This window comes from Streptomyces sp. NPDC052020 (assembly GCF_040680575.1).
Taxonomy (GTDB): Bacteria; Actinomycetota; Actinomycetes; order Streptomycetales; family Streptomycetaceae; genus Streptomyces.
This window is the reverse complement of record NZ_JBFAWY010000032.1, coordinates 52,260-72,824: the sequence shown is the minus strand read 5'-3', so window position 1 is coordinate 72,824 and position 20,565 is coordinate 52,260. Positions and strand designations below refer to the sequence as shown.

The 20,565-nt window shown below is 70.1% G+C and carries 14 protein-coding genes and 3 pseudogenes; 9 read left to right on the top strand and 8 right to left on the bottom strand.

What is annotated here, in order from left to right:
• Window positions 1–265, bottom strand: a 265-nt coding sequence (locus AB0L74_RS27250; RefSeq protein WP_365657685.1) for a transposase, incomplete at its 3' end; no start/stop codon positions are given.
• Between the two features lie 881 nt (window positions 266–1,146).
• On the opposite strand from AB0L74_RS27250, the pseudogene AB0L74_RS27245 reads away from it, so the two are divergent.
• Window positions 1,147–1,508 (top strand): annotated as a pseudogene (locus AB0L74_RS27245) (plasmid stabilization protein).
• Here the strand turns inward: AB0L74_RS27245 and AB0L74_RS27240 are convergent.
• Window positions 1,505–1,660, bottom strand: a complete 156-nt coding sequence (locus AB0L74_RS27240; protein WP_365657699.1) for an ANTAR domain-containing protein — start codon at window positions 1,658–1,660, stop codon at window positions 1,505–1,507. The pseudogene AB0L74_RS27245 and the gene AB0L74_RS27240 overlap by 4 nt on opposite strands.
• Before the next feature lie 183 nt (window positions 1,661–1,843).
• Between AB0L74_RS27240 and AB0L74_RS27235 the strand changes: the two are divergent.
• From AB0L74_RS27235 to AB0L74_RS27210, 6 genes and pseudogenes are all read left to right on the top strand, one after another.
• Window positions 1,844–2,197 (top strand): annotated as a pseudogene (locus tag AB0L74_RS27235) (IS701 family transposase); the annotation flags it as partial.
• 1,151 nt (window positions 2,198–3,348) lie between these two features.
• Window positions 3,349–3,759 carry a four-helix bundle copper-binding protein gene (locus AB0L74_RS27230; RefSeq protein WP_365657682.1) on the top strand — a complete coding sequence of 137 codons (411 nt, stop codon included), beginning with the start codon at window positions 3,349–3,351 and terminating at the stop codon, window positions 3,757–3,759.
• A 147-nt stretch (window positions 3,760–3,906) separates the two neighbouring features.
• Window positions 3,907–5,751, top strand: a complete 1,845-nt coding sequence (locus AB0L74_RS27225) for a thiamine pyrophosphate-requiring protein (RefSeq protein ID WP_365657679.1) — start codon at window positions 3,907–3,909, stop codon at window positions 5,749–5,751.
• Window positions 5,748–6,884, top strand: a complete 1,137-nt coding sequence (locus AB0L74_RS27220) for an enolase C-terminal domain-like protein (protein WP_365657676.1) — start codon at window positions 5,748–5,750, stop codon at window positions 6,882–6,884. Before AB0L74_RS27225 ends, AB0L74_RS27220 begins: the two co-directional genes overlap by 4 nt.
• Entirely contained in the window at window positions 6,881–8,671 is a 1,791-nt protein-coding gene (locus tag AB0L74_RS27215) for a glycoside hydrolase family 15 protein (RefSeq protein ID WP_365657673.1), read from the top strand. The genes AB0L74_RS27220 and AB0L74_RS27215 overlap by 4 nt, the downstream gene beginning before the upstream one ends.
• A 119-nt stretch (window positions 8,672–8,790) precedes the next feature.
• The gene (locus tag AB0L74_RS27210) at window positions 8,791–9,105 is read left to right on the top strand and encodes a hypothetical protein (RefSeq protein WP_365657670.1); all 315 of its coding nucleotides are present in this window, start codon (window positions 8,791–8,793) and stop codon (window positions 9,103–9,105) included.
• 288 nt (window positions 9,106–9,393) lie between these two features.
• Here AB0L74_RS27210 and AB0L74_RS27205 read toward each other — a convergent pair whose 3' ends face one another.
• The 5 genes from AB0L74_RS27205 to AB0L74_RS27185 form a co-directional block, all read right to left on the bottom strand.
• Window positions 9,394–10,860, bottom strand: a complete 1,467-nt coding sequence (locus tag AB0L74_RS27205) for a cation:proton antiporter (RefSeq protein ID WP_365657667.1) — start codon at window positions 10,858–10,860, stop codon at window positions 9,394–9,396.
• A 17-nt stretch (window positions 10,861–10,877) separates the two neighbouring features.
• A complete protein-coding gene (locus AB0L74_RS27200) occupies window positions 10,878–13,931 on the bottom strand; it encodes an FAD-binding and (Fe-S)-binding domain-containing protein (protein WP_365657664.1) in 3,054 nt (1,017 codons plus the stop codon).
• 344 nt (window positions 13,932–14,275) lie between these two features.
• Window positions 14,276–14,980, bottom strand: coding sequence for a hypothetical protein (locus tag AB0L74_RS27195; RefSeq protein WP_365657661.1), 705 nt, complete (start codon window positions 14,978–14,980; stop codon window positions 14,276–14,278).
• Between the two features lie 172 nt (window positions 14,981–15,152).
• Window positions 15,153–15,689: a MarR family transcriptional regulator gene (locus AB0L74_RS27190; protein ID WP_365657657.1), complete on the bottom strand. Its 537-nt coding sequence runs from the start codon at window positions 15,687–15,689 to the stop codon at window positions 15,153–15,155.
• Between the two features lie 40 nt (window positions 15,690–15,729).
• Window positions 15,730–16,821, bottom strand: a complete 1,092-nt coding sequence (locus AB0L74_RS27185) for a PP2C family protein-serine/threonine phosphatase (protein WP_365657654.1) — start codon at window positions 16,819–16,821, stop codon at window positions 15,730–15,732.
• A gap of 239 nt (window positions 16,822–17,060) precedes the next feature.
• Here AB0L74_RS27185 and AB0L74_RS27180 point away from each other — a divergent pair.
• A pseudogene (locus tag AB0L74_RS27180) lies at window positions 17,061–17,923 on the top strand (aminotransferase class III-fold pyridoxal phosphate-dependent enzyme); the annotation flags it as partial.
• 228 nt (window positions 17,924–18,151) lie between these two features.
• On the opposite strand, the gene AB0L74_RS27175 reads toward AB0L74_RS27180, so the two are convergent.
• Window positions 18,152–18,712: a hemerythrin domain-containing protein gene (locus tag AB0L74_RS27175; RefSeq protein WP_365657651.1), complete on the bottom strand. Its 561-nt coding sequence runs from the start codon at window positions 18,710–18,712 to the stop codon at window positions 18,152–18,154.
• A gap of 191 nt (window positions 18,713–18,903) precedes the next feature.
• Between AB0L74_RS27175 and AB0L74_RS27170 the strand changes: the two genes are divergently transcribed.
• Window positions 18,904–20,559: a ubiquinol-cytochrome c reductase cytochrome b subunit gene (locus tag AB0L74_RS27170; RefSeq protein ID WP_365657648.1), complete on the top strand. Its 1,656-nt coding sequence runs from the start codon at window positions 18,904–18,906 to the stop codon at window positions 20,557–20,559.
• The last annotated feature ends 6 nt before the right edge of the window (window positions 20,560–20,565 follow it).

The following is a 20,565-nucleotide window of genomic DNA, read 5'->3' as shown; positions in this document are numbered from 1 at the left end:
TCACCAGGTAGCGGGACAGCCCCAGGCCGAAGGTGCCGGTGCCCTCCACGCCGGCCCGGCCCACCGTCCCACGCTTGCGGGCCCACACGAGCAGCCGGCGGTAGCCGGCCGCCGTCGCCGGGAAGGACTCTGTGCCCAGAACCTTTCCCAGCGGGGAGAGCACGGCGGCGACGTGAACCTCGCCGTGCGTGTCCACACCCAGAACGACCTCGCGCCGAGCGGGAGGATCCGTGCTCGAGGTGGTGCTGCTCTGTCGGGTCGTCATGCTGGTTCGCCTCCCACGTGGTGACGTGCTGGCTGGGGGAACGGCACCGGCCTGCTCGGACGGTCTGAACCGTGATGGCGCCTGGAACTCGGCAAGGCCCCTATAGGGACACGCCCTGTGGCTCGGTGACAGCAGAAGACGTCCCGCAACGACGGTCGACATGCCTGTGACTGGACACTTCGGTCAAAGATCTCACGAGTCAGACCCCCGTACGGGACGGCATCGCGCAACCGTCCCATCAATTCCGGCGCATCAGCACGTCCCGACCACAGCCGGAAGGCTTCGCTCGAACCAGCACCCAACCTGGCTGGAGCAGGCTGAGAAAGAGTCGAATCCCCGCCCACTCGTGACCGGCAACGACGGACAGCCGTCTGGCCCGCCGCGCGGTCGCCCCCTTCATCGACCATCGCACGAACGGCTTCGAGCCCTTCTTCCGGTACACGGCCTTTCACAAGTCACGTAGCGGACGCCGACGGCCTGCGACGCGGCGAACTCGGCGCGCTGTCGCGCACACCGCCATACGATGCCTCGGCATTGCTCACGTCACCCTCTCTCCATGGGCCGTGCGAGAAGGCGTCCTGCTCACCCAACGGCAGGAACGACGCGCCCCGCGCGGGCGTCTCGGGCAAAAGCCGGCACCACTTGGTGAGGCACAAGCTGGTCGCCTCCCACCGGGGCTGGCTGAATGACGCGGCATCCCAGCGGTTCGCATCCCCGGGAGGTCACCGGCGACCGGGAGTGAATATCAGCGGATCAACGTTCGCGCGGTGCCATCGGGAGGGCCCGCCGTCAAGGCCGTTTGGCCACCGCAACGCGCGCAGCCCGTTCCGGCACTCATCAGGCCGGGACGTGCGAACGGCCGACAGCAGGAGGAGATGATCGTGCCTGCAGGCTCCAGTTCCAAGCGGGAGCGTCGCTACGAGCACATCAAGGACAGCGCCGAGGACCGCGGGGCGTCAAAGGGCCAGGTCAAGGAAATCGCGCCCGGGCCGTGAACAAGGAGCGTGCACGGTCCGACGAGGCGAAGTCCGCCGGCCGTAGCTCCACGGAGGGCAAGTCACCGTCGCAACGCGGCGGCGAGAAGTCCGGTTCCTCGCGCAGCGGGGGCTCGGGTGGGGGTCCGACGCGGGAGCAGCCGTAGGAGGCGAAGAAGAAGGGCGTCGAGGGCAGGTCCACGATGAACAAGGACCAGCTCGCCAGTGCCCCCGGCCGGAACTGCCCCTTTCCCCCGGGCCTCTTTTAACCACGGCGCCTGAAGCCAGGGTCCACGGGAGGGCGCCCGGTGACACTGGTGACCAACTGGACACACACGACTCGGAGTTTGACGTTGCGGTGCTGGGAGGCGGAACGCAGGATGCCGAACACTTCGTCGGCGGTGCAGTGGCGCTGGCCCATGATGATGCCGAGCGCTTGGTCGATGACGCTGCGCGACCGCATGGCGGTCTGCATCTGGTCGGCGAACTCCTGGGCGTTACTGATCCGTTGGGACAGGGCGATGCCCTCGCTCGCCTGAAGGGCCAGGGCGCGCAGAGCTGCGAGGTCGGTGTCGGCGAACGCGTCGGGCGTGTCGGCGTAGAGGAGGAAATCGCCTACTTCCTCGCCTACGCACCACCCGAGAGTGTCGTGGCCGACCTGGTGCAGGTTGCCGGGATGCGCTGGCAGATCGAGGAGTGCTTCCAGGCCGCGAAGAACGAGTGCGGCCTGGACCAGTACGAGGTCCGTCGTTACGTCGGCTGGTACCGGCACATCACCCTGGCGATGCTCGCCCATGCCTATCTCGCGGTCATGGCGGCCGACGCGGCGGCAAAAGGGGGTGCAGAAACGCTTTTGGCCCCTTGGCTCCGCTCACCGTGGCAGAAGTCCGGCGGCTGCTGGCGCCTCGCCTCGCCGGGCACCACCGCGGTGGCCGGTGGCTTCACGCGCACCTGCTGAGCTGGTCACGCTGGCGCCGCAGACACCAGGTCGTCGCCCGCCACTGCCACTACCGGCGACGACTCCACTCGTTGGAGGGGCGGTCAGGCAAGACCGCCCCTGGCACACCACCAGCCCACTACACTCCGGACGAAGCCTATGACCAGGCCAGATAGCGAAACGCTGCTGGAGTACTAGACGCGCGGACCCTCGGTTCCGTCGCCGCAGGAGAGCCGTTGCCAGACATCGGCAGGGGCATCCTCAATGAACTGGTCGATGCGCCAGGTCCCGGCCAGCGATCTGATCTGCTGGGACATCCGCCCGGCGGCAGTCACGGTCGGGCGTCCCAGCTTTGGCCAGGTAGAGCCTCCGGTCCACCAGCACCCGGCCCGAACTGGTGGCGTAGGAGGCGAACACCCTGATCTGACAGTTGCCGGTCTTTCCCGGGGTGCCGCCATTGGGGAGGTGAGGACGGCCCGACTGCGAAACGGCCACGGACCGCCTGCTGTCCGTGGCAGCATCATTGCCGCGTACGCGTGTGATACGGCCGATGCGCAGCACGCCGCGGCACGGAAACTCCCCCCGACGCACCAGGTCGTAACCCTTCGCCCGAGAGAACCCCAACGCCACACCGATGCTATGTGTGCCGACCGGCACCCGTGACCTCGCTGCCGCCCTCGTCTCGGCGCGTCACCGAAGGTCCGTTCCTTTCCGGAGGCGATTCGCTTCTCACCATGCACGTGGGCGAGCGGCTCATCTCTTCCCTCCATACACTCCTCCCTTCGCGACAGAAGGGACCGGCCGGTGCGCTGATCCACAGGTACAGCGAACCCCGTCGCCGGTTACTCACCACCATGTGACCAGGGGTAGTGAAGATCGGTTCGAACACGCTGCTGGTCATCGCTGACAGTCACGGCGGCGTTCCGGGGATCACCAGTTTCCTTCATCAGACAGCCGTACCCAGCAGCGGGCGGACGACCGCGCCGTGCACCCGACCGGACCAACGCGGTACCGAAAGTTCGTCATGGGACGGGTCGGCGAGCCTGCGTTTGCCCGACTGCCGGACCTTCGATGCGCTGAGGACACGGCCACCGGGTGCGGGTTTCGAGCCGGCGGACGGTGTTACGCATACAGGGACACGGCAGATCAGCACACCACACCGGAGGTCATCCATGAGCACAGCGGTCAAGGACATGCTCGCCACCTACCCCGCCGACCTGGGCGGTGTGGACCGTGACAAGCTGGCCCGCTGCATCGAGGAGTGCGTCGCCTGTGCCCAGGCGTGCACCGCGTGCGCGGACGCCTGTCTGTCGGAGGACATGGTCGCCGAACTGACCAAGTGCATCCGCACCGACGCCGATTGCGCCGACATCTGCACCGCGACCGCGGCGGTCCTCTCCCGCCACACCGGCTACGACGCCAACATCACCCGAGCCGTCCTCCAGGCGTGTGCCACCGTATGCAAAGCCTGCGGTGACGAGTGTGCGAGCCACGCCGACCAGCACGAGCACTGCCGCGTGTGCGCCGAAGCCTGCCGCCGCTGCGAGCAGGCGTGCAACGACCTGCTCGCCTCCCTCGGCTGACGCTCGGACGTCCGGGCGGACTCCGCGAGGGCGGCGTTTCGCGCGTAGCCGCACGGTTACCCCTGAAGAGTCGTACCCTCGCGCGCCCCGTGCACGGTCCGGACGCCGAGGACAGTGATGCATCGACGGGATCGAAACGGAGCTTGCATGGCCAGCACCAAGGTGTCCGACTACATCCTCCAGCGGCTGCGCGAGTGGGACGTCGACCACGTCTTCGCCTACGCGGGCGACGGCATCAACGGTCTGCTGGCAGCCTGGGGGCGGGCGGACAACAAGCCGAAGTTCGTCCAGGCCCGGCACGAGGAGATGGCCGCGTTCCAGGCCGTCGGCTACGCGAAGTTCTCCGGCAAGGTCGGCGTGTGCGCGGCCACCTCGGGACCCGGCGCCATCCATTTGCTGAACGGCCTCTACGACGCCAAGCTCGACCACGTTCCCGTCGTGGCGCTGGTGGGGCAGACCAACCGCAGCGCGATGGGTGGCTCCTACCAGCAGGAGGTGGATCTCGCGAGCCTCTACAAGGACGTCGCCTCCGACTTCTGCGAGACGGCGACGGTGCCCGAGCAGCTTCCGAACCTGATCGACCGCGCGTTCCGCACCGCCTACGCCAAGCGCACCGTGACGGCGATCATCCTGCCCGGTGACGTGCAGGAGCTCGACTACAGCCCGCCCACGCACGCCTTCAAGATGGTGCCCTCCAGTCTGGGACTGGGACGGTACGCGCCGGTGCCGGCCGACGAGGACCTCCAGCGCGCCGCTGACGTGCTGAACGCCGGTGAAAAGGTGGCGGTCCTCATCGGGCAGGGGGCCCGCGGCGCACGTGAGGAGGTCGAGCGGCTGGCGGACGTGCTCGGCGCCGGCGTGGCCAAGGCACTGCTCGGCAAGGACGCCCTGCCCGACGACCTGCCCTACGTGACCGGCTCCATCGGGCTGCTGGGCACCCGTCCCTCCTACGAGCTGATGCAGGAGTGCGACACCCTGCTGATGATCGGCTCCAGCTTCCCGTACACGCAGTTCATGCCGGAACTGGACCAGGCCCGTGCCGTGCAGATCGACATCGACCCGTTCATGATCGGTCTGCGTTACCCGAACGAGGTCAACCTCGTCGGCGACGCCCGCGAGACGCTCAGGCGGCTGCTGCCAAAGCTGCACCGCAAGCAGGACCGGACCTGGCGGGAGAAGATCGAGAAGGATGTCGCCCGCTGGTGGGAGGTCATGCAGCGCCGCGCCGCCGTCAGCGCCGACCCCGTCAACCCGGAGTACGTCGTCCACGCCCTGGACGGCAAGCTGCCCGACGACGCGATCCTGAGCGCCGACTCCGGTTCGGCCGCCAACTGGTACGCCCGTCATCTGCGGCTGCGCGGCCGCATGCGTGGCTCCCTGTCCGGGACCCTGGCCACCATGGGCCCCGGCGTGCCGTACGCGATCGGGGCCAAGTTCGCCCATCCCGACCGGCCCGCCATCGCCCTGGTCGGCGACGGCGCCATGCAGATGAACGGCATGATGGAGATGGTCACCGCCGCGAAGTACTACCGCGAGTGGTCCGACCCGCGCCTGATCGTGGCCGTGCTGAACAATGGCGACCTCAATCAGGTCACCTGGGAGATGCGCGCCATGTCGGGGGCTCCCCAGTTCGAGGAATCCCAGCACATCCCCGACCTGCCCTACGCCGACATCGCCCAGCGCATCGGCCTGGACGGTGTCCGGGTGGAGAAGCCCAAGCAGGTCGAGGCCGCCTGGGACCGGGCCCTGGCCGCGGATCGGCCGTTCGTCATCGACTTCCGCACCGACCCGGCCGTGCCGCCGATCCCGCCGCACGCCTCGCTGGACCAGATCGAGGCCGCCGCCACCGCGATCCTCAAGGGCGACAGCGATCGCGGCTCCATGGTGAAGCAGGGCCTGAAGGCCAAGGTGCAGGAGATGCTTCCCGGCAGCCGCCACCGCGACGACCGCCCCGGCGCCGGCAAGCACGACAGCACCGAGAAGAACAAGTGACCCGCAAGGCGCCGCAGGACCGGACGCTCCACGACGGACCCGTCGTGGAGCGTCTGGCCGTGTCCGTGTACCGGATCCCCACCGACCTGCCCGGTGGTGACGCCACCCTGACCTGGGACTCGACCACCTTGGTTCTCGTCGAGGCCACCACGTCGGGCCTCACGGGGCTCGGCTTCACCTACGGCTCGCCCGCCACCGCCCCCGTCGTCGAGCAGGAACTGGCGGACCTCGTCGTCGGGCACGACGCCTTCGACGTGCCCGCCGCCAACGACCGGATGAGCCGGGCTCTGCGCAACGCCGGGAGGCCCGGCATCGCCGCCGGGGCGGTCTCGGCCGTCGACACCGCCCTGTGGGACCTCAAGGCACGCCTGCTGGACCTGCCCTTGGTACGCCTGCTGGGCGCGGCCCGCGAAGGGGTCGCGGTCTACGGCAGCGGCGGCCTCACCCCCTACGACGACACTCAGCTCGAGCAGCAGCTGCGCGACTGGACCGATCAGGGCATCGACCGCGTGAAGATCAAGGTCGCCGAGTCGTGGGGCCGCCGCGAGGCCCGCGACCTGCACCGCGCCGCGCTCGCCCGCCGCGCCGTAGGCGACACCGCCGAGCTGTACGTCGACGCGAACGGCGGCTACACCCGCAAACAGGCCGTACGCATGGCAGCCGCCATGGCTGACCTCGGCGTCACCTGGCTGGAGGAGCCCGTCTCCTCCGACGACCTGGCCGGGCTGCGTGAGGTACGCGACGCGGTCGCCCCCGATGTCGCAGCAGGCGAGTACGGCTACGACCTGCCGTATTTTACTCGCATGGCCGCCTCAGGTGCCGTCGACTGCCTCCAGGCCGACGTCAGCCGCTGCGGTGGCGTCACCGTCTGGCTCCGCGCCGCGGCGGTGGCCGAGGGACTCGGGCTGCACATCTCGGGCCACTGCGCCCCGCATCTGCACGCCCACGTCGCCGCCGCGGTACCCAACACGCGCCACCTGGAGTGGTTCCACGACCACATCCGCATCGAGAACATGCTGTTCCACGGCACGCTCGATCCACGGGGCGGCACGGTCACTCCCGGCGCCTCCGGCGAGCCGGGCCACGGCCTCACCCTGGATCGGGCCGCTGCCGACCGCTACCGCACCGCATGACCCCGCCCACCGATGACGCGGCGACAGCCATAGGGGCGGACAGTCCCTGGGTACTGCGCGACTACGCCCTGATCGCCGACGGGGAGCGCGGGGCCCTCATCGACCCGCGCGGCGGGATCGCCTGGCTGTGCGCACCCGCCTGGCACGACGGTGCGGTCTTCAACGGGCTCCTGGGCGGCCCCGGCCGATTCGGCGTCCGTCCCACCGACCGGTGGAACGTGTGGGGCGGCTACTACGAGGACGGCACCCTCATCCGGGTCAGCCGGTGGGTCACCGCCGACGGCATCGTCTCCTGCCGGGAGGCCCTGGCGGCCCCGGCCGAGACCGGGCGCGTGGTGCTGCTCCGGCAGATCCGCGCCGTCCGGGGTACCGCACTCGTCGATGTCGACCTCGATGTGCGCGCCGACTACGGCCAGCACCCGATGACGCGGATGCGGCAGGAGAACGGCACTTGGCGGGCATGCTCCGGTTCCCTTCACATCCGCCTGTCCGGAGCCGAGGCAGCCCGCCCGGGGCCGGACGGCGGGTTGCACGCCCGGTTGCGCCTGCCCGAAGGCGGCACCCACGACATGGTCCTGGAGATCGCCACGCAGCCCCAGCACGCTTCCCTGGCCCCGCAGTCCCTGTGGAACGCCACTGAACGGTGGTGGAAACGGGTGGTGCCGGAGTGCTCGGGCACCGCCGCTCCCCGGGACACCCGCATGGCGTACGCGGTGCTGAACGGACTGACCAGTGCCACGGGCGGCATGGTCGCCGCGGCCACCACCTCACTGCCGGAACGCGCCGACACCGGACGCGACTACGACTACCGCTACGCCTGGGTCCGCGACCAGTGCTACGCCGGCATCGCGGTCGCCGCCCACGGCCCGCACCCCCTGCTGGAGCGCGCGGTGCGCTTCGTCGCCGACCGCGTCCTGGAGGACGGCGCCGCGCTGCGGCCCGCCTACACGGTGGACGGGAAGCCGTTGCCGCCCGAACGCGACCTGCCGTTCGTCGGCTACCCCGGCGGCAACGACCGGACCGGCAACCGCGCGGGCCGGCAGTTCCAGCTCGACGTTTTCGGGGAGGCACTCCAGCTGTTCGCCGCAGCCGCCCGCCACGGCGTCCTGGACACACGGGCGGCCGAAGCCGCCGCCCTGGCCGCCGAAGCCGTCGCCGAGCGCTGGACGCAGCCGGACGCCGGACTGTGGGAGCTGGAGAACCGCTGGTGGACCCACTCCCGTCTCTGCTGCGTCGTCGGCCTGCGCGACCTGTCCCGGGAGCTGCGCACACCCGCGTCCGCGGACTGGTCGCACCTGGCCGATCGGATCCTGGCGGACACCAGGTCCCGCTGCCTCCATCCCGACGGCCACTGGCAGCGCGCCGACGACGACACCGGCCCGGAAGCGGCCCTGCTGCTGCCGCTGGCCCGCGGGGCGGTGCCGCACACCGATCCCAGCCTCGCCCGCACCCGATCCGAGGTGGCGCGCCGACTGGCGCAGGACGGCTACGTCTACCGTTTCCGGCACGGGGACGAGCCGCTGGGCGACGCGGAGGGCGCCTTCCTGCTGTGCGGCTTCACGATGGCGCTGGCCGCCCACGTACAGGGTCTGCACACCGAAGCGGCCCGGTGGTTCGAACGGACCCGCTCGGCGTGCGGGCCCACCGGACTGTTCGCCGAGGAGTACGACGTGGCGCAGCGCCAACTGCGCGGCAACCTGCCACAAGGGTTCGTCCACGCCCTGCTGCTGGAGTGCTCGGCCCGGTTCGGCAGGGCCACGGACGCGGTCCCGCCCACAGGCTGTTGAACGTCCCCGTGAAGCCGCTGCCGAGGCTGTGCCCTGCCATCGACAGCCGGCGACTCGGAAGCCCCGAACGGATGGCGACTATAGTTGCGTCTGCCATGTTTCTGTGGAGGGGGACCGGCGTGAGTGGAGTGGCGAAGCGGAGCTCGGTCCTGGGAGGTCTCGGGATCGCGTCCATCGGCCTGACGCTGCTCGCCGTCGCGAGCTGGTCCTTGAGCGAGCCGGTCACGGCCGACTTCCCCCAGCGGCCCGTGTGGGACCTCGGCGCTGCGGGGCCCTGGGTAGGGGCGTACGCGCGGGCCATCGCCGCAGGGTCGTGGACGGCGGCGCGTGTCTGCCTGGTCGTGGTCGCCCTCGTGCTGGCCCTCAGAGGCGCGTCGCTGCTCGTCGACGCGGTACGCAAAGTCGTTCGACGGTCGAACCGGTCAGCTTCTTGAACTCGCTCGGCACAATGACCGCGAAATCGGCCGTTCACTGACGAGCGGCACTGCTCTCGCGGCGCACCCACGGGGCCCGGTGCCACTCCCACGTGGAGTCTTCCACGACCATGCGGCGGAGCGCGCGGTGTGCGGCGGCCGGCCTACGGAAGGGTCCCGGGGACGCCAGGCCCCTGCTCATACGCTGCAAAACCCGTGCTCACCTCCGCGCTCTGATGGAGGACGGGCCCGTGCGCGAGCCGCCGCGTCGGCAGCCGCGCCACGTCGAGGCAGGCTGTCCGAGGGACGTCACGTCGCGTGACTGGTGAACAGGCGTGCACACGTCTCGTCGTCGTCTCCGGTCAGCAGCAGGACCTCGTCGTCCGTGCGCAAGCGCGTGGAGCCGCTCACGGGAAGCAGGCGTCCTTCGCGGACGACGAGGCTGATCCAGGTGTCCTCGCCGATGTCGAGTTCCTCGATGGGTGCGCCATCGGCCGGGGAGCCCTCCGCGACCACGTGGCGGACCACGCCCTCAGGGCGGTCACGCAAGCGCACTCCAAGGGCCCACGGCTCCAGTTCCACCGACCGCATCGGCACCCGGCACCAGCGTGCCACGGTGGGCACGAGCGAGCCCTGGACCACGACGGAGAAGACGACCACCACGAAGACGATGTCGTACAAGCGATCGGCGTCCGCGACCTGCGCACTGACGATGTAGCTGCCGAGCAGCACAGGAACGGCGCCCTTGAGCCCGGTGAAGGCGAGGAACACCTTCTCCCCTGTGCTCATCCGCATGCGCCACAGCAGAACGGCCATAACGGCGGGACGCACGATGAGGGCGAGCACCACCGCAAGGATCAGCCCGTCCGTCCACGCGCCTTCGGCCGTGAATGTCCACAGCGGCACGGTCAGCCCGAGCACGGCGAAGGCGACGACCTCACCCAGGCTGCCCAGCGCGGTGTGGAAGCGTTCGATCTCCCTCTTGTAGGGCGCCCGGATGTCGCCGAGCAGGATTCCGGCGACGAAGACGGCCAGGAATCCGGAGCCGTGGGCCACCGTCGCCAGTCCGTAGATCGCGAAAGCCCCGGCGAGGGTGCGCAGCGAGTACAGCCCCTCGGCGGGCAGGGCGACCTTGCGCATGAGCCGCCTGAGCGCCCATCCGCCCGCGGAGCCGAGCACCGCGCCGATGACCATCTCCTGGACGAAGAGCAGGGCCGTGTGCCCGGCTGTGCCGAGTGCCGAGCCGGTCGAGCTGGCCAGCAGGCCGGCCATCAGGGCGATGCCGACCGGGTCGTTGGCGCCGGACTCGCCGGGCAGCAAAACTCCGGTGCGGCCGGTGATCCGGCGGCGTCCGAGCACCGAGAAGACGACGGCCGGGTCCGTCGGGGCGAGAGCCGTGCCCAGCAGCAGGGCCGGGCGCCAGTCGAGGCCGAGCAGTGTGTGCGCCGCGACGGCCAGCAGGCCGGCGGTGGCGAAGGTGCCCAGCACACCGATCGAGAGGATGGCTCGGGTCTCCGGCCGGAAGCGCCGCCAGCCGAGGTCCATACCACCCTGGAAGAGCAGCACCGCCAGAGCGACGGTGACCACGTCCTGCACCGTGGTGGTCGACAGTGTCCGGAGCCCGGGGAAGATGTCCACGGCGACTGCTGCCACGACCAGAAAAAAGGCGGGAGCGGGAACGCGAGTCCACTCGCTCAGCCGGTTCGACGCGACCGCAGCCATGCCGGCCAGTGCCACGACGAGAATCGCCAGTCCGAACGACGAGGTTCCCTCCACCTAGCGCGCACCCTTCTTCAGGAGGTCTTACGGGACGCCCGGAAACGTCGGGCTCCGACGGCGGCCGCGAGCAGGGAGGCGCCCGCGCCGGCCAGCGGCAGCAGTGCGCGTCGCCGCGGCGGCACGGGCCGGTCCGCCACGGTCTCCCTGCCGTGCAGGGCGGCCGCGAGTGCCTCCGCGAGGTGCAGCGGCGTGCGCCCCGTGCCGGCCTGCTCGACCTGGGTGCGGCAGCTGAAACCGTCTGCGAGCACCAGGGTCGAGTCGTCCGTCTGCCGTACGGCGGGCAGCAGCGCTGCCTCGGCGCAGGCCATGGACACGTCGTAGTGGCCCTTCTCGAAGCCGAAGTTGCCGGCCAGCCCGCAGCATCCGGCGTCCAGGACGTCGGCATCGACCCCGGCGCGCTTAAGGATCTCGCGGTCGGCGTCGAATCCCATGACGGCGTACTGGTGGCAGTGACGCTGGACGACCGCCCGGGCGTCGACCTGCGGCGGCCGCCAGTCGTCGGCGCGCTCCAGGAGGAGTTCGGCGAGCGTCCTGGTCTGCGCCCGCAGCCGTTCCACGTCCGGATCCTTCGGCAGCAGCTCCACGGCGTCGGCGCGGAAGACGGCGGTACAGCTCGGTTCCAGACCGACCACGGGAGTGCCCCGGCGCAGATCCTCGCGGAGCACGTCCAGGGTGTGCCGCAGAACCCGCTGAGCGACGCCCAACTGCCCGGTGGAGATCCATGTCAGCCCGCAGCAGACCGCGCGGTCGGGGACCTTGACCCGGAAGCCGGCCGCTTCCAGGACCTCGACGGCGGCGCGGCCGACGGCAGGGTGGAAGTGGTCGGTGAAGGTGTCCGGCCAGACCACGACCTCCCCCCGCTGCCCGTCACCACGCGGCCCGCCCCGCTCACGCCACCAGTCGGTGAAGCGCTGCTCGGCGAAGACGGGCACGTCCCGCTGTTGCGCCACACCGCCCAGCGCCTTCGCCGCCCGCGCCACCCAGGGCACGGACGCCAGGGCGTTGACGGTGCGGGGAGCGAGCGCGACGGCCCGTGCCACGGCGGGCAGCCAGCCCATCGAGTAGTGGGCCAGCGGCCGCAGCCGTCCCTTGTAGTGGTGGTGCAGGAACTCGGCCTTGTAGGTTGCCATGTCGACGTTGACCGGGCAGTCCGTCTTGCAGCCCTTGCAGGCGAGACAGAGGTCGAGGGCGTCGTGCACCTCGCCGGAGCGCCACCCGTCCGTCACCGGGGAGTCGCCGTCGTTGTTGACCATCTCGAAGAGCAGGCGGGCCCGGCCCCGGGTGGAGTGCTCCTCCTCGCGGGTGGCCCGGTAACTGGGGCACATCACCCCGCCTTCGAGGGAGCGGCACTTGCCCACTCCGACGCAACGGGCGGCGGCCCGGCTGAACTTGCCGTCGTCGTGCGGGAAGGAGAAGACGGGCTCCGGCTCCCAGGGCAGGTAGTCCGCTCCCAGCCGCAAATTCTGATCGAGGCGGTAGGGTACGACGACCTTGCCCGGGTTCATGCGATTCTCCGGGTCGAACAGGTCCTTCAGCCGCTCGAAGCCCTCGATCAGCTCCGGCCCGAACATCCTCGTCAGCAGCTCGCCCCGGGACTGGCCGTCCCCGTGCTCGCCGGACAGCGAACCGCCGTAGGAGACGACGAGATCGGCGGCGCGTTCCACGAACGCCCGCATCCGGGCGATCCCCTCCTCCGACTCCAGGTCGAAGGGGATGCGGGTGTGGACGCAGCCATGGCCGAAGTGGCCGTAGACCGAGGGGTGCCCATAGTCGAACTCCTCGTAGAGACGCTTGAGATCACGCAGATAGTCGCCGAGGCGGCCGACGGGCACGGCCGAGTCCTCCCAGCCCTCCCACGTGTCCGGCTTGCCGGGGACGTGCGCGGTCGCGCCGAGCCCGGACTCGCGCACCTTCCACAGTTCTCCGATGTGCTGCGGGTCGTCGTACCAGGTGTGGTCGACGTCGTCGGGCTTCGCGTCGATGAGCGCCCTGGCCCGCTCCTCCACCTCCTCGCGGGTGTCGCCGTTGAGCTGCACCATCAAGTAGGCACGCCCGTCGGGCAGTTCCTTCAGCGCGTCGGGGTTGAGGTGCTTCTCCTGCTGGAAGTGGATCAGCTGGTGGTCCACGCCCTCCAGCGCCGCCGGCTCGTGCCGGAGCACGGCCGGTACGTGATCGGCGGCCTGGCAGATGTCCTCGTAACCGAGGACGACCAGCGCGCTGTGCTTCGGGACGGGGACGAGCTCGAGTTCGGCGTGCAGGACGGTGACGAGCGTGGACTCGGATCCGGTCAGCAGTCCGGCGACGTCGAATCCGTGCTCGGGCAGGAGCGAGTCGAGGTTGTAGCCGGAGACCCGGCGCGGAATGTCGGGATAGCGCTCGCGGATCAGGTCGGCGTACCGGTCGCGCAGGGCCGTCATGCCGCGGTACAGCTCTGCGGTGCGCCCGCCGGACGCGGTGAGCCGTCGCAGTTCGCCGTCGTCCGTGCGGCCCACCCACATGCGCACGCCGTCGTAGGTGAGGACCTCCAGGCGGTGCAGGTTGTCGACGACCTTGCCGTACGCCTGGGCCGTCGACCCGCACGAGTTGTTGCCGATCATCCCGCCGATCGTGCAGTTGGGATGGGTGGCCGGCTTGGGGCCGTACATGAGGCCGTACTCGGCCAGCTGACGGTTCAGGTCGTCGAGCACGATGCCCGGCTCCACGACACAGCGACGGCTGCGCACATCGACGGAGACCAGCCGGTTGCAGTATTTCGTCCAGTCCAGAACCACGGCGGTGTTGCAGCACTCGCCGGCAAGGCTGGTGCCGCCACCCCGCGACAGCAGCGGTGCACCGTGTTCACCGCACACCGCCACGGCCTCCCGGGCGGCCTCGACCGTGCGGGGGACGACCACGCCGATGGGCACCTGCCGGTAGTTGGAGGCGTCGGTCGAGTACGTCGCCCGGGTGCCCGCGTCGAAACGCACCTCCCCGTCGACTCGCGCCCGAAGGTCCCGCTCGAGAGCTCTCACGTCGGGCTGCTCCCGCGGACGCCTGACGGCGGGAAGGGGCAGATCGACCGGGTCCATGAACCATTCTCCAGTGGATGACGAGGGATTTGCCGGTATGCACTGGCTGATGCCGGGCGCAGTCGGCCCGTCGGTGGACAGGCGCCGGGGCGTCAGTCTCGGCCGGGTTCCGTCCGGGCGCGCTTGGTGCAAGCCACCATGGACGGAGCCAGCAGCGCGCCCGGCGGTGCGTGCGCCACGGCGCTGCCGTCTTCGTCATGCCCCACGATGTGCTCCTCTCGTTCACCGACCGCGCTGCCCCGACCGTGTATCCAGGGCCTCACGTAGACAAACTGGCGGGTCCGTTCGGTCCAACGGCACGCGTCGGAGGACGCGGGCCTTGCCCTCACGCCCGCTGGGGTTCACTACGACGGATTCGACAGCGAGCCGGGAGTGGAAAGCCGGCAGGAGCGCACGACAGCGGCCACGCACGTGAGCAGCAGACCGGCCGACCAGCCGGCGAGACCTTCCAAAGCCTGGGCGGCGGACCCTCCTCCCCCAGCGCCACGTGGCGGTACGAGCCCCTTCACGTCACTCACCACGGTGATCGTGTCGCCGGGCCGGGTGGACGCCTCGCAGCCTCGCCAGATACGGACCTCGACGGGAACGCCGTCCTTGTCTGTCACTGAGCACAGGTACCGGTCGCTGTCCTCGGCCTCTGCCGAGCCGCCATCGACAGCGGTCACCACGCCCGTCTCGGCGCGCCCGCGCTCGGCCAGCACGAATCCGGCCGCGGCCTGAGGAGCCTGGAGAGCGAGGCAGACCGCGAGCACGCCGACGACACCGACCAGCGCACGTCCCGCCCCCAGCCGGAGCAGATACGTCACGAGCAGGGCGGCGCATCCGAACCCTCCCTCGCCGGCGGCCAGTGAGGCGTTGCCGTACCAGGCACCGGCGACCGTACTGCCGATGCAGGCGACGGCGGCCGAGCCACCGACCAAGACGCCCTTCACCATCATCCGCAGCGGCGGCAGACCGACGAACTCGGCAGGTCCCCACACCATGCTGCGCAGACGCGTCACCAGGGGCGGTTGTTCGGCCACAGCGGTGGAGAGCCGTCCACGCTCCATACGCCCTCCACCTCACTTCAGCCGCCGCGATCCCGATCGCGCGGGGAACGCCACCCGTGCCCCGTCCCGGACGGGAATCGAGCTCCCCGACGCCGTCCGGCAGCCGAAGTTCCCCAGCACTCTCTTTTGCATTATGCAAAATGCGTGCTGGAGCGGTAAAGAGGACTACCCGTCAGGCGTCACCGATCGCTGGAAGATCGGCTGTCCATCCCAGCGGAAAGCCGGTCATGTCGTCCCGGACCGGAGCAGGAGGTTCTCCGCCGGCTTCGTTGAACGCCTCCAGAGCCTCGATGAGAGCCCGGCGCTGCGCGGGACTCAGCCGCTCCACGATCTCGGCGATCGCGACGCTGCGGCGGGCGGTGACGTCGGTGACCGTGCGCCGGCCCTCAGCGGTGAGCCGGAGCAGCGTCTCGCGCCGGTTGCCGGGATTGGGCTGCCGGTCGGCGAGCCCGGCTGCTATCAGCCGGTCGACCATCCGCATGGCGGTGGACGGGGCGACCTGAAGCAGGTCGGCGAGCGTCACGAGCTTGGTCGCACCACGCGTGGACAGCACGACGAGCATTCTGAACTGCGGCAGTGTCACCCGCTCCTCGACCGCGGCGAGGGAACGCGCGGAGACCGCGACGAGCAGACGCGACGCGGTCAGCACCGACCGGGTCACCCGGTCCACATCGTCCATCGTCCCCGCAGGGTCCTCACGCTCCGGCATACATCCCTTTCTACCGCTTCTACCGCGCAGAAGTGCCTGCTCACTCACCGGGAGGAGACGGTTCTCCCGTCTCAGGGTCGAGGTAGCGCAGCAGAAGCATCGCGGCATCGTCATGAGGCGCTCCGACCGAATGCTGGGCGATGTCTTCACGCAGGGCCTCCAGGGCGCGGTGCGCGTCCGGGTCCTTGAGCAGGTGCGCGCGCTCACCGAGAGGGAAGAAGCGGCCCTCCTGGTCGCGGGCTTCCGTAACTCCGTCGGTGTACAACAGCAACTGCTCCCCCGGGGCGAACCTCACCCGGTAGGGTCTCGGACCCTCACTGACGTCGACTCCGAGGCCCAGCGGCGGCGCGTAGGACGGTGGTTGCGGAAAATCGACCGTGCCGTCCGAGCGTACGATCATCGGGGCCGGATGCCCGTAGTTGACGAAGACGGCCTCGCGCCCGGACCTGATCTCGGCGAGGACGGCGGTGACGAACTTCTCCCCTTCCACTTCCCGGGCCGCGCTGCGCTCGAGTCGTTCACCGAGTCCCGACAAGGTCGGCTCGTCGTAGGCCGCCTCACGGAAGGCGCCCAAGACCACTGCAGCCGTCTCCACGGCCGCCAGACCCTTTCCCTGGACATCCCCGACGATGACCCGCACGCCGTGCGGAGACGACACGACTTCGTACAGGTCCCCGCCGATGCGCGCCTCGGCGACCGCCGAGGTGTACGACACCGCGGCCTGAAGCGGTCCGGCGGTCAGCGGTACGGGCCGCAGCAGTACCCGTTGGGCGACTTCCGCGATCGACCGTACGCTGGCCAGCTCCGCCTCCCGGCGCGAGCGCATCACGGCTGCCGCGACACCCACACCTGTGACCCCGGCCACCGAGGCCATCGCGGTGTAGCCACGACGGGTGTCGAACAGCCCGTCGTACAACCCGAGCGCGATGCACAGCACGAGGGAGGCGAGCCCGAAGACCACCGTACGGCGCCATCCCCCGACCAGTCCGGCGAAGGCAGGCCCGAGGGAAACCAGCGGCAGGAACCCGACACTCGGACCCGCGACCACGTCCGTCACCGCGACGACCGCCATCACCACAGCTGGCGTCCAGGCCAGCAGCGTCCGGTTCGACGACGGCTTCCGGTCGGTCATGCGGCACTCCTGCGATGTCACGGCTACTTGAGAGCCACCGGCCTTCCCCGCAGGCGCCCCTCCCCACCTTTAGACTATGCAAAGGTGGTCCACCGTGCGACGGCTGCTCTTCTCGGTCCTTTACCCAATCGAGTCCGTGAGACGGTGCTACCGACCTGCCCGGGGAAGGTCCCCTTGTGATCGATTACCGTGCAGCACAGGGCCACCACCGGCGGCGCAGGATCCGGCCTCCGGGAGCCGCCGGATGCGGGGTGATGGGGCTCGGCCGCCACCACCCCGTCGTCCGCAAAGCGCTGCACGACGTGCTGGACGCCTCTCTCGCCGACCTCACCCGCTTCGGCTGCCAGCCGCTGCCCGGCCTGCTGGCCCAGAAGCTGCTCGCGCACAGTCCGCACCTGGACCGGGTGTTCTTCGGCAACAGCGGCACCGAGGCGGTCGAGGGGGCGCTGAGGTCCGCCCGGTTCGTCACCGGCCGCCCCAGGAGCTGTACTGCGCGCACGCCTTCCACGGCCTGACCATCGGCTCGCTGTCCGTCAACGGCGAGTCCGCCTTCCGGGACGGCTTCGCGCCGCTGCTGCCTGACACGGCCGTACCGCTCGGCGACCTCGACGCGCTGGAGCGGGAGCTGCGCAAGGGGGACGTCGCCGCCCTGATCGTGGAGCCCATCCAGGGCAAGGGCGTGCTCCAGGCCCCGCCGGGCTACCTGCTCGCCGCCCAGGAACTGCTGCGCCGACGCAAGGCGCTGCTGATCGCCGACGAGGTGCTCGCCGAGGTGCGCGGCCGGGGGCTGATGATCGGCATCGAGTTCGGCCGCCCGAAGCCGCTGAAGATGTGCAGCCGCTGGACCATGCTGCGGGCGGCGCGCAAGGGGCTGTTTGCGCAGATGGTCGTGGTGCCGCTGCTGCAGAAGCACCGGATCCTCACGCAGGTCTCCGGCGGCCACCTGGAGGTGATCAAGCTGGTCCCGCCGCTGATCATCGGGGAGCGGGAGGTGGACCGGTTCATCGAGGCGTTCACGGCCGTGATGGACGACGCCCACGACGGCGGACCGGTGTGGGACTTCGGCAAGACCCTCGTCGAGCAGACGGTCGCCACCCGCTGAACCCAGCGCCTCGCCGACGCGTCGTTCCGTTCCGGACGCGCTCTGCGGGCAGCCGTGGCTTCGCCGGAGGCCGCGAAGCCACGGTCCCCCGTCTCCTGGTACCTCTTCGTTCGCGGGCAACGCCCGAACGGTGACGGCACAGGTGGATCCACATTCGCGGGACGCTGCCACAACGGCGGAAGCGGGAGCAGGCCCGGCGGCGGTGCGCCGCACTCCCCCCGCGGCGGGTCAGTCCTTGCCGCGGCCTGTGAGGGCGTCCCGGATACGGTCGACCATCCCTGTGCCGGGCGCCAGCAGCTTGTTGGCCGGCGGCGTGTCCGGAGCGGACGGATGCGGCCGGGTGGGAGCGGTCTTCTTGGCCTGGCGGACCTTGTCCCCCAGCTTCATCAGCTGGTCCTCGGAGGCCGCTGCCCGCAGCCGGGGGAAGAGGTTGTCCTCCTCGTCGCGGACGTGCGAGCGGATTTCCGTCATCAGCTCACCGATGAGCCGGTCGAACTCGGGATCGCCGGCGTCGACGGCCTCGAGTGCCTTCATCGTGCGCTCTGCCTCGGCGTGGTCCTGGATCTCCTGGTCGGCGACCGCGTCACCGTCCGGCAGGAACTCGCGCACAGCCGGGTAGAGATATGCCTCTTCGGCGACCGAGTGCCGCACCAGCTCGATCACCGCCTGGTCGGCGTACTTCTTGCGCTGCTCGTCACCGGGCGCCAGAGCCTCGATCTTCCCGAACAGCTCTTCGACCTCGTGGTGATCGGTCGTCAGTTCCGCGATGACATCTCCACCGTGTCCCATGGTTGCTCCTTTTCTGCGTGCTGACCGGAACGCCTCGACCGTGTATCCGTGGTCCCTCCTCGCAAACCGGGCAGGCATTCGGCGCATCGGGACCCACCGTGCGCAGCTGTGCGGGCGGCAGTGCGATCAAAACCCGTCCTTGGGGTACGCCTGTTCCGACCGGGTTCGCGAATTGTCGAGGGGTGTTGCGTGTGCTGCTGTCCCGAAGCAGAGCACGGCTGAGGCAGAGGGCCGCACGGGCGGCCGGGGACACCACGCTCCACCTCGACCGGCGCCTGCCCCTGGTGGACGCCGCACGCACCACGCTGCGCAAGGCGTTCCCCGACCACTGGTCCTTCCTGCTGGGCGAGCTGGCGCTGTACAGCTTCGTCGTGCTGCTCGTGACCGGTGTGTGGCTGACACTGTTCTTCCAGCCGAGCATGTCCGAGGTCGTCTACCAGGGCTCGTACGTGCCCCTGCGCGGCGTCCGGATGAGCGAGGCGTTCGCCTCCACCGTGCACATCAGCTTCGACGTTCGAGGCGGCCTGCTGATCCGCCAGATCCATCACTGGGCCGCGCTGGTGATGGCCGCCGCCGTCGGAGTGCACATGCTGCGCGTCTTCTTCACCGGTGCGTTCCGGCGGCCGCGTGAGGCCAACTGGCTGATCGGCCTCACTCTGTTCCTGCTCACGATGCTGGAGGGCTTCGCCGGCTACTCGCTCCCCGACGACCTGCTGTCGGGCACGGGCCTGCGGACCGCACAGGGCTTCGTGCTCTCCGTCCCCGTGGTCGGCACCTACCTGAGCATGTTCCTGTTCGGAGGGGAGTTCCCCGGGCACGACATCGTCTCCCGGCTGTACCCCGTGCACATCCTGCTCCTGCCCGGCGCACTGCTCGCGGGCGTCGTGCTCCACCTCATCCTGGTGTTCCACCTCAAGCACACCCAGTGGCCCGGCCCCGGCCGCACCAACCGGAACGTGGTGGGCAAGCCGATGTTCCCGCAGTTCGCCGCCCAGTCGGCCGGCCTGCTGGCCATCGTCTTCGGGCTGCTCGCGCTTCTGGGGGCGGTCGCTCAGATCAACCCGGTGTGGAACTACGGCCCCTACCGCCCCGATCAGGTCTCCAGCGGTGCCCAGCCCGACTGGTACCTGGGCTTCGTGGAAGGCGCCATGCGGCTCATGCCGGGCTTCGAGACCCGGCTATGGGGACACACCGTCGCCTGGAACCCGTTCCTGCCCGCCGTCGTGTTCCCGTTGCTGTTCTTCCTGGCGCTGTACCTGTATCCCTTCATGGAACGCTGGATCACCAGGGACAGAGGCGAGCGGCACCTGTGCGACCGGCCGCGCGACGTCCCCGTGCGCACCGCCCTGGGCGTCGCCGGCGTCACCTTCTACGGAGTGCTGCTCATGGCCGGCGGCCAGGACATCCTCGCCCATGTCTTCGACGTCTCGCTGAACGCGCTCACCTGGTGCCTGCGCGTCGCCGTCCTCGCCGGTCCTCTGCTCGCCTTCTGGCTCACCCGGCGGGTGTGCCTGGCCCTCCAGTGGCATGACCGCACACGCCTTGAAACAGGCGGGGAGACGGGAGACGTCGCCCAGTCGGTGGAGGGCGGCTACCGCGAATCGCACACCCCGGTCGCAGGGCGGGAGCGCTATGCTCTCGTCACCCGGGACGTGCCGCGTCCGCTGCCGACGGCACTCGGCTCACCGACGGGGCGGCGGACCCGGCTGAGGTGGGCGCTGAGCGGCTGGTTCCACGGCGATCGGGTGACACTCCCCGGCGAGGAGGCCGTCACCAGCCCCGACGACGGCGAACGAGGTGACGACGTGGCTCCGGCCGGCACGGGCGGGCACGGCCGGAGCAAGTGAGGTGCC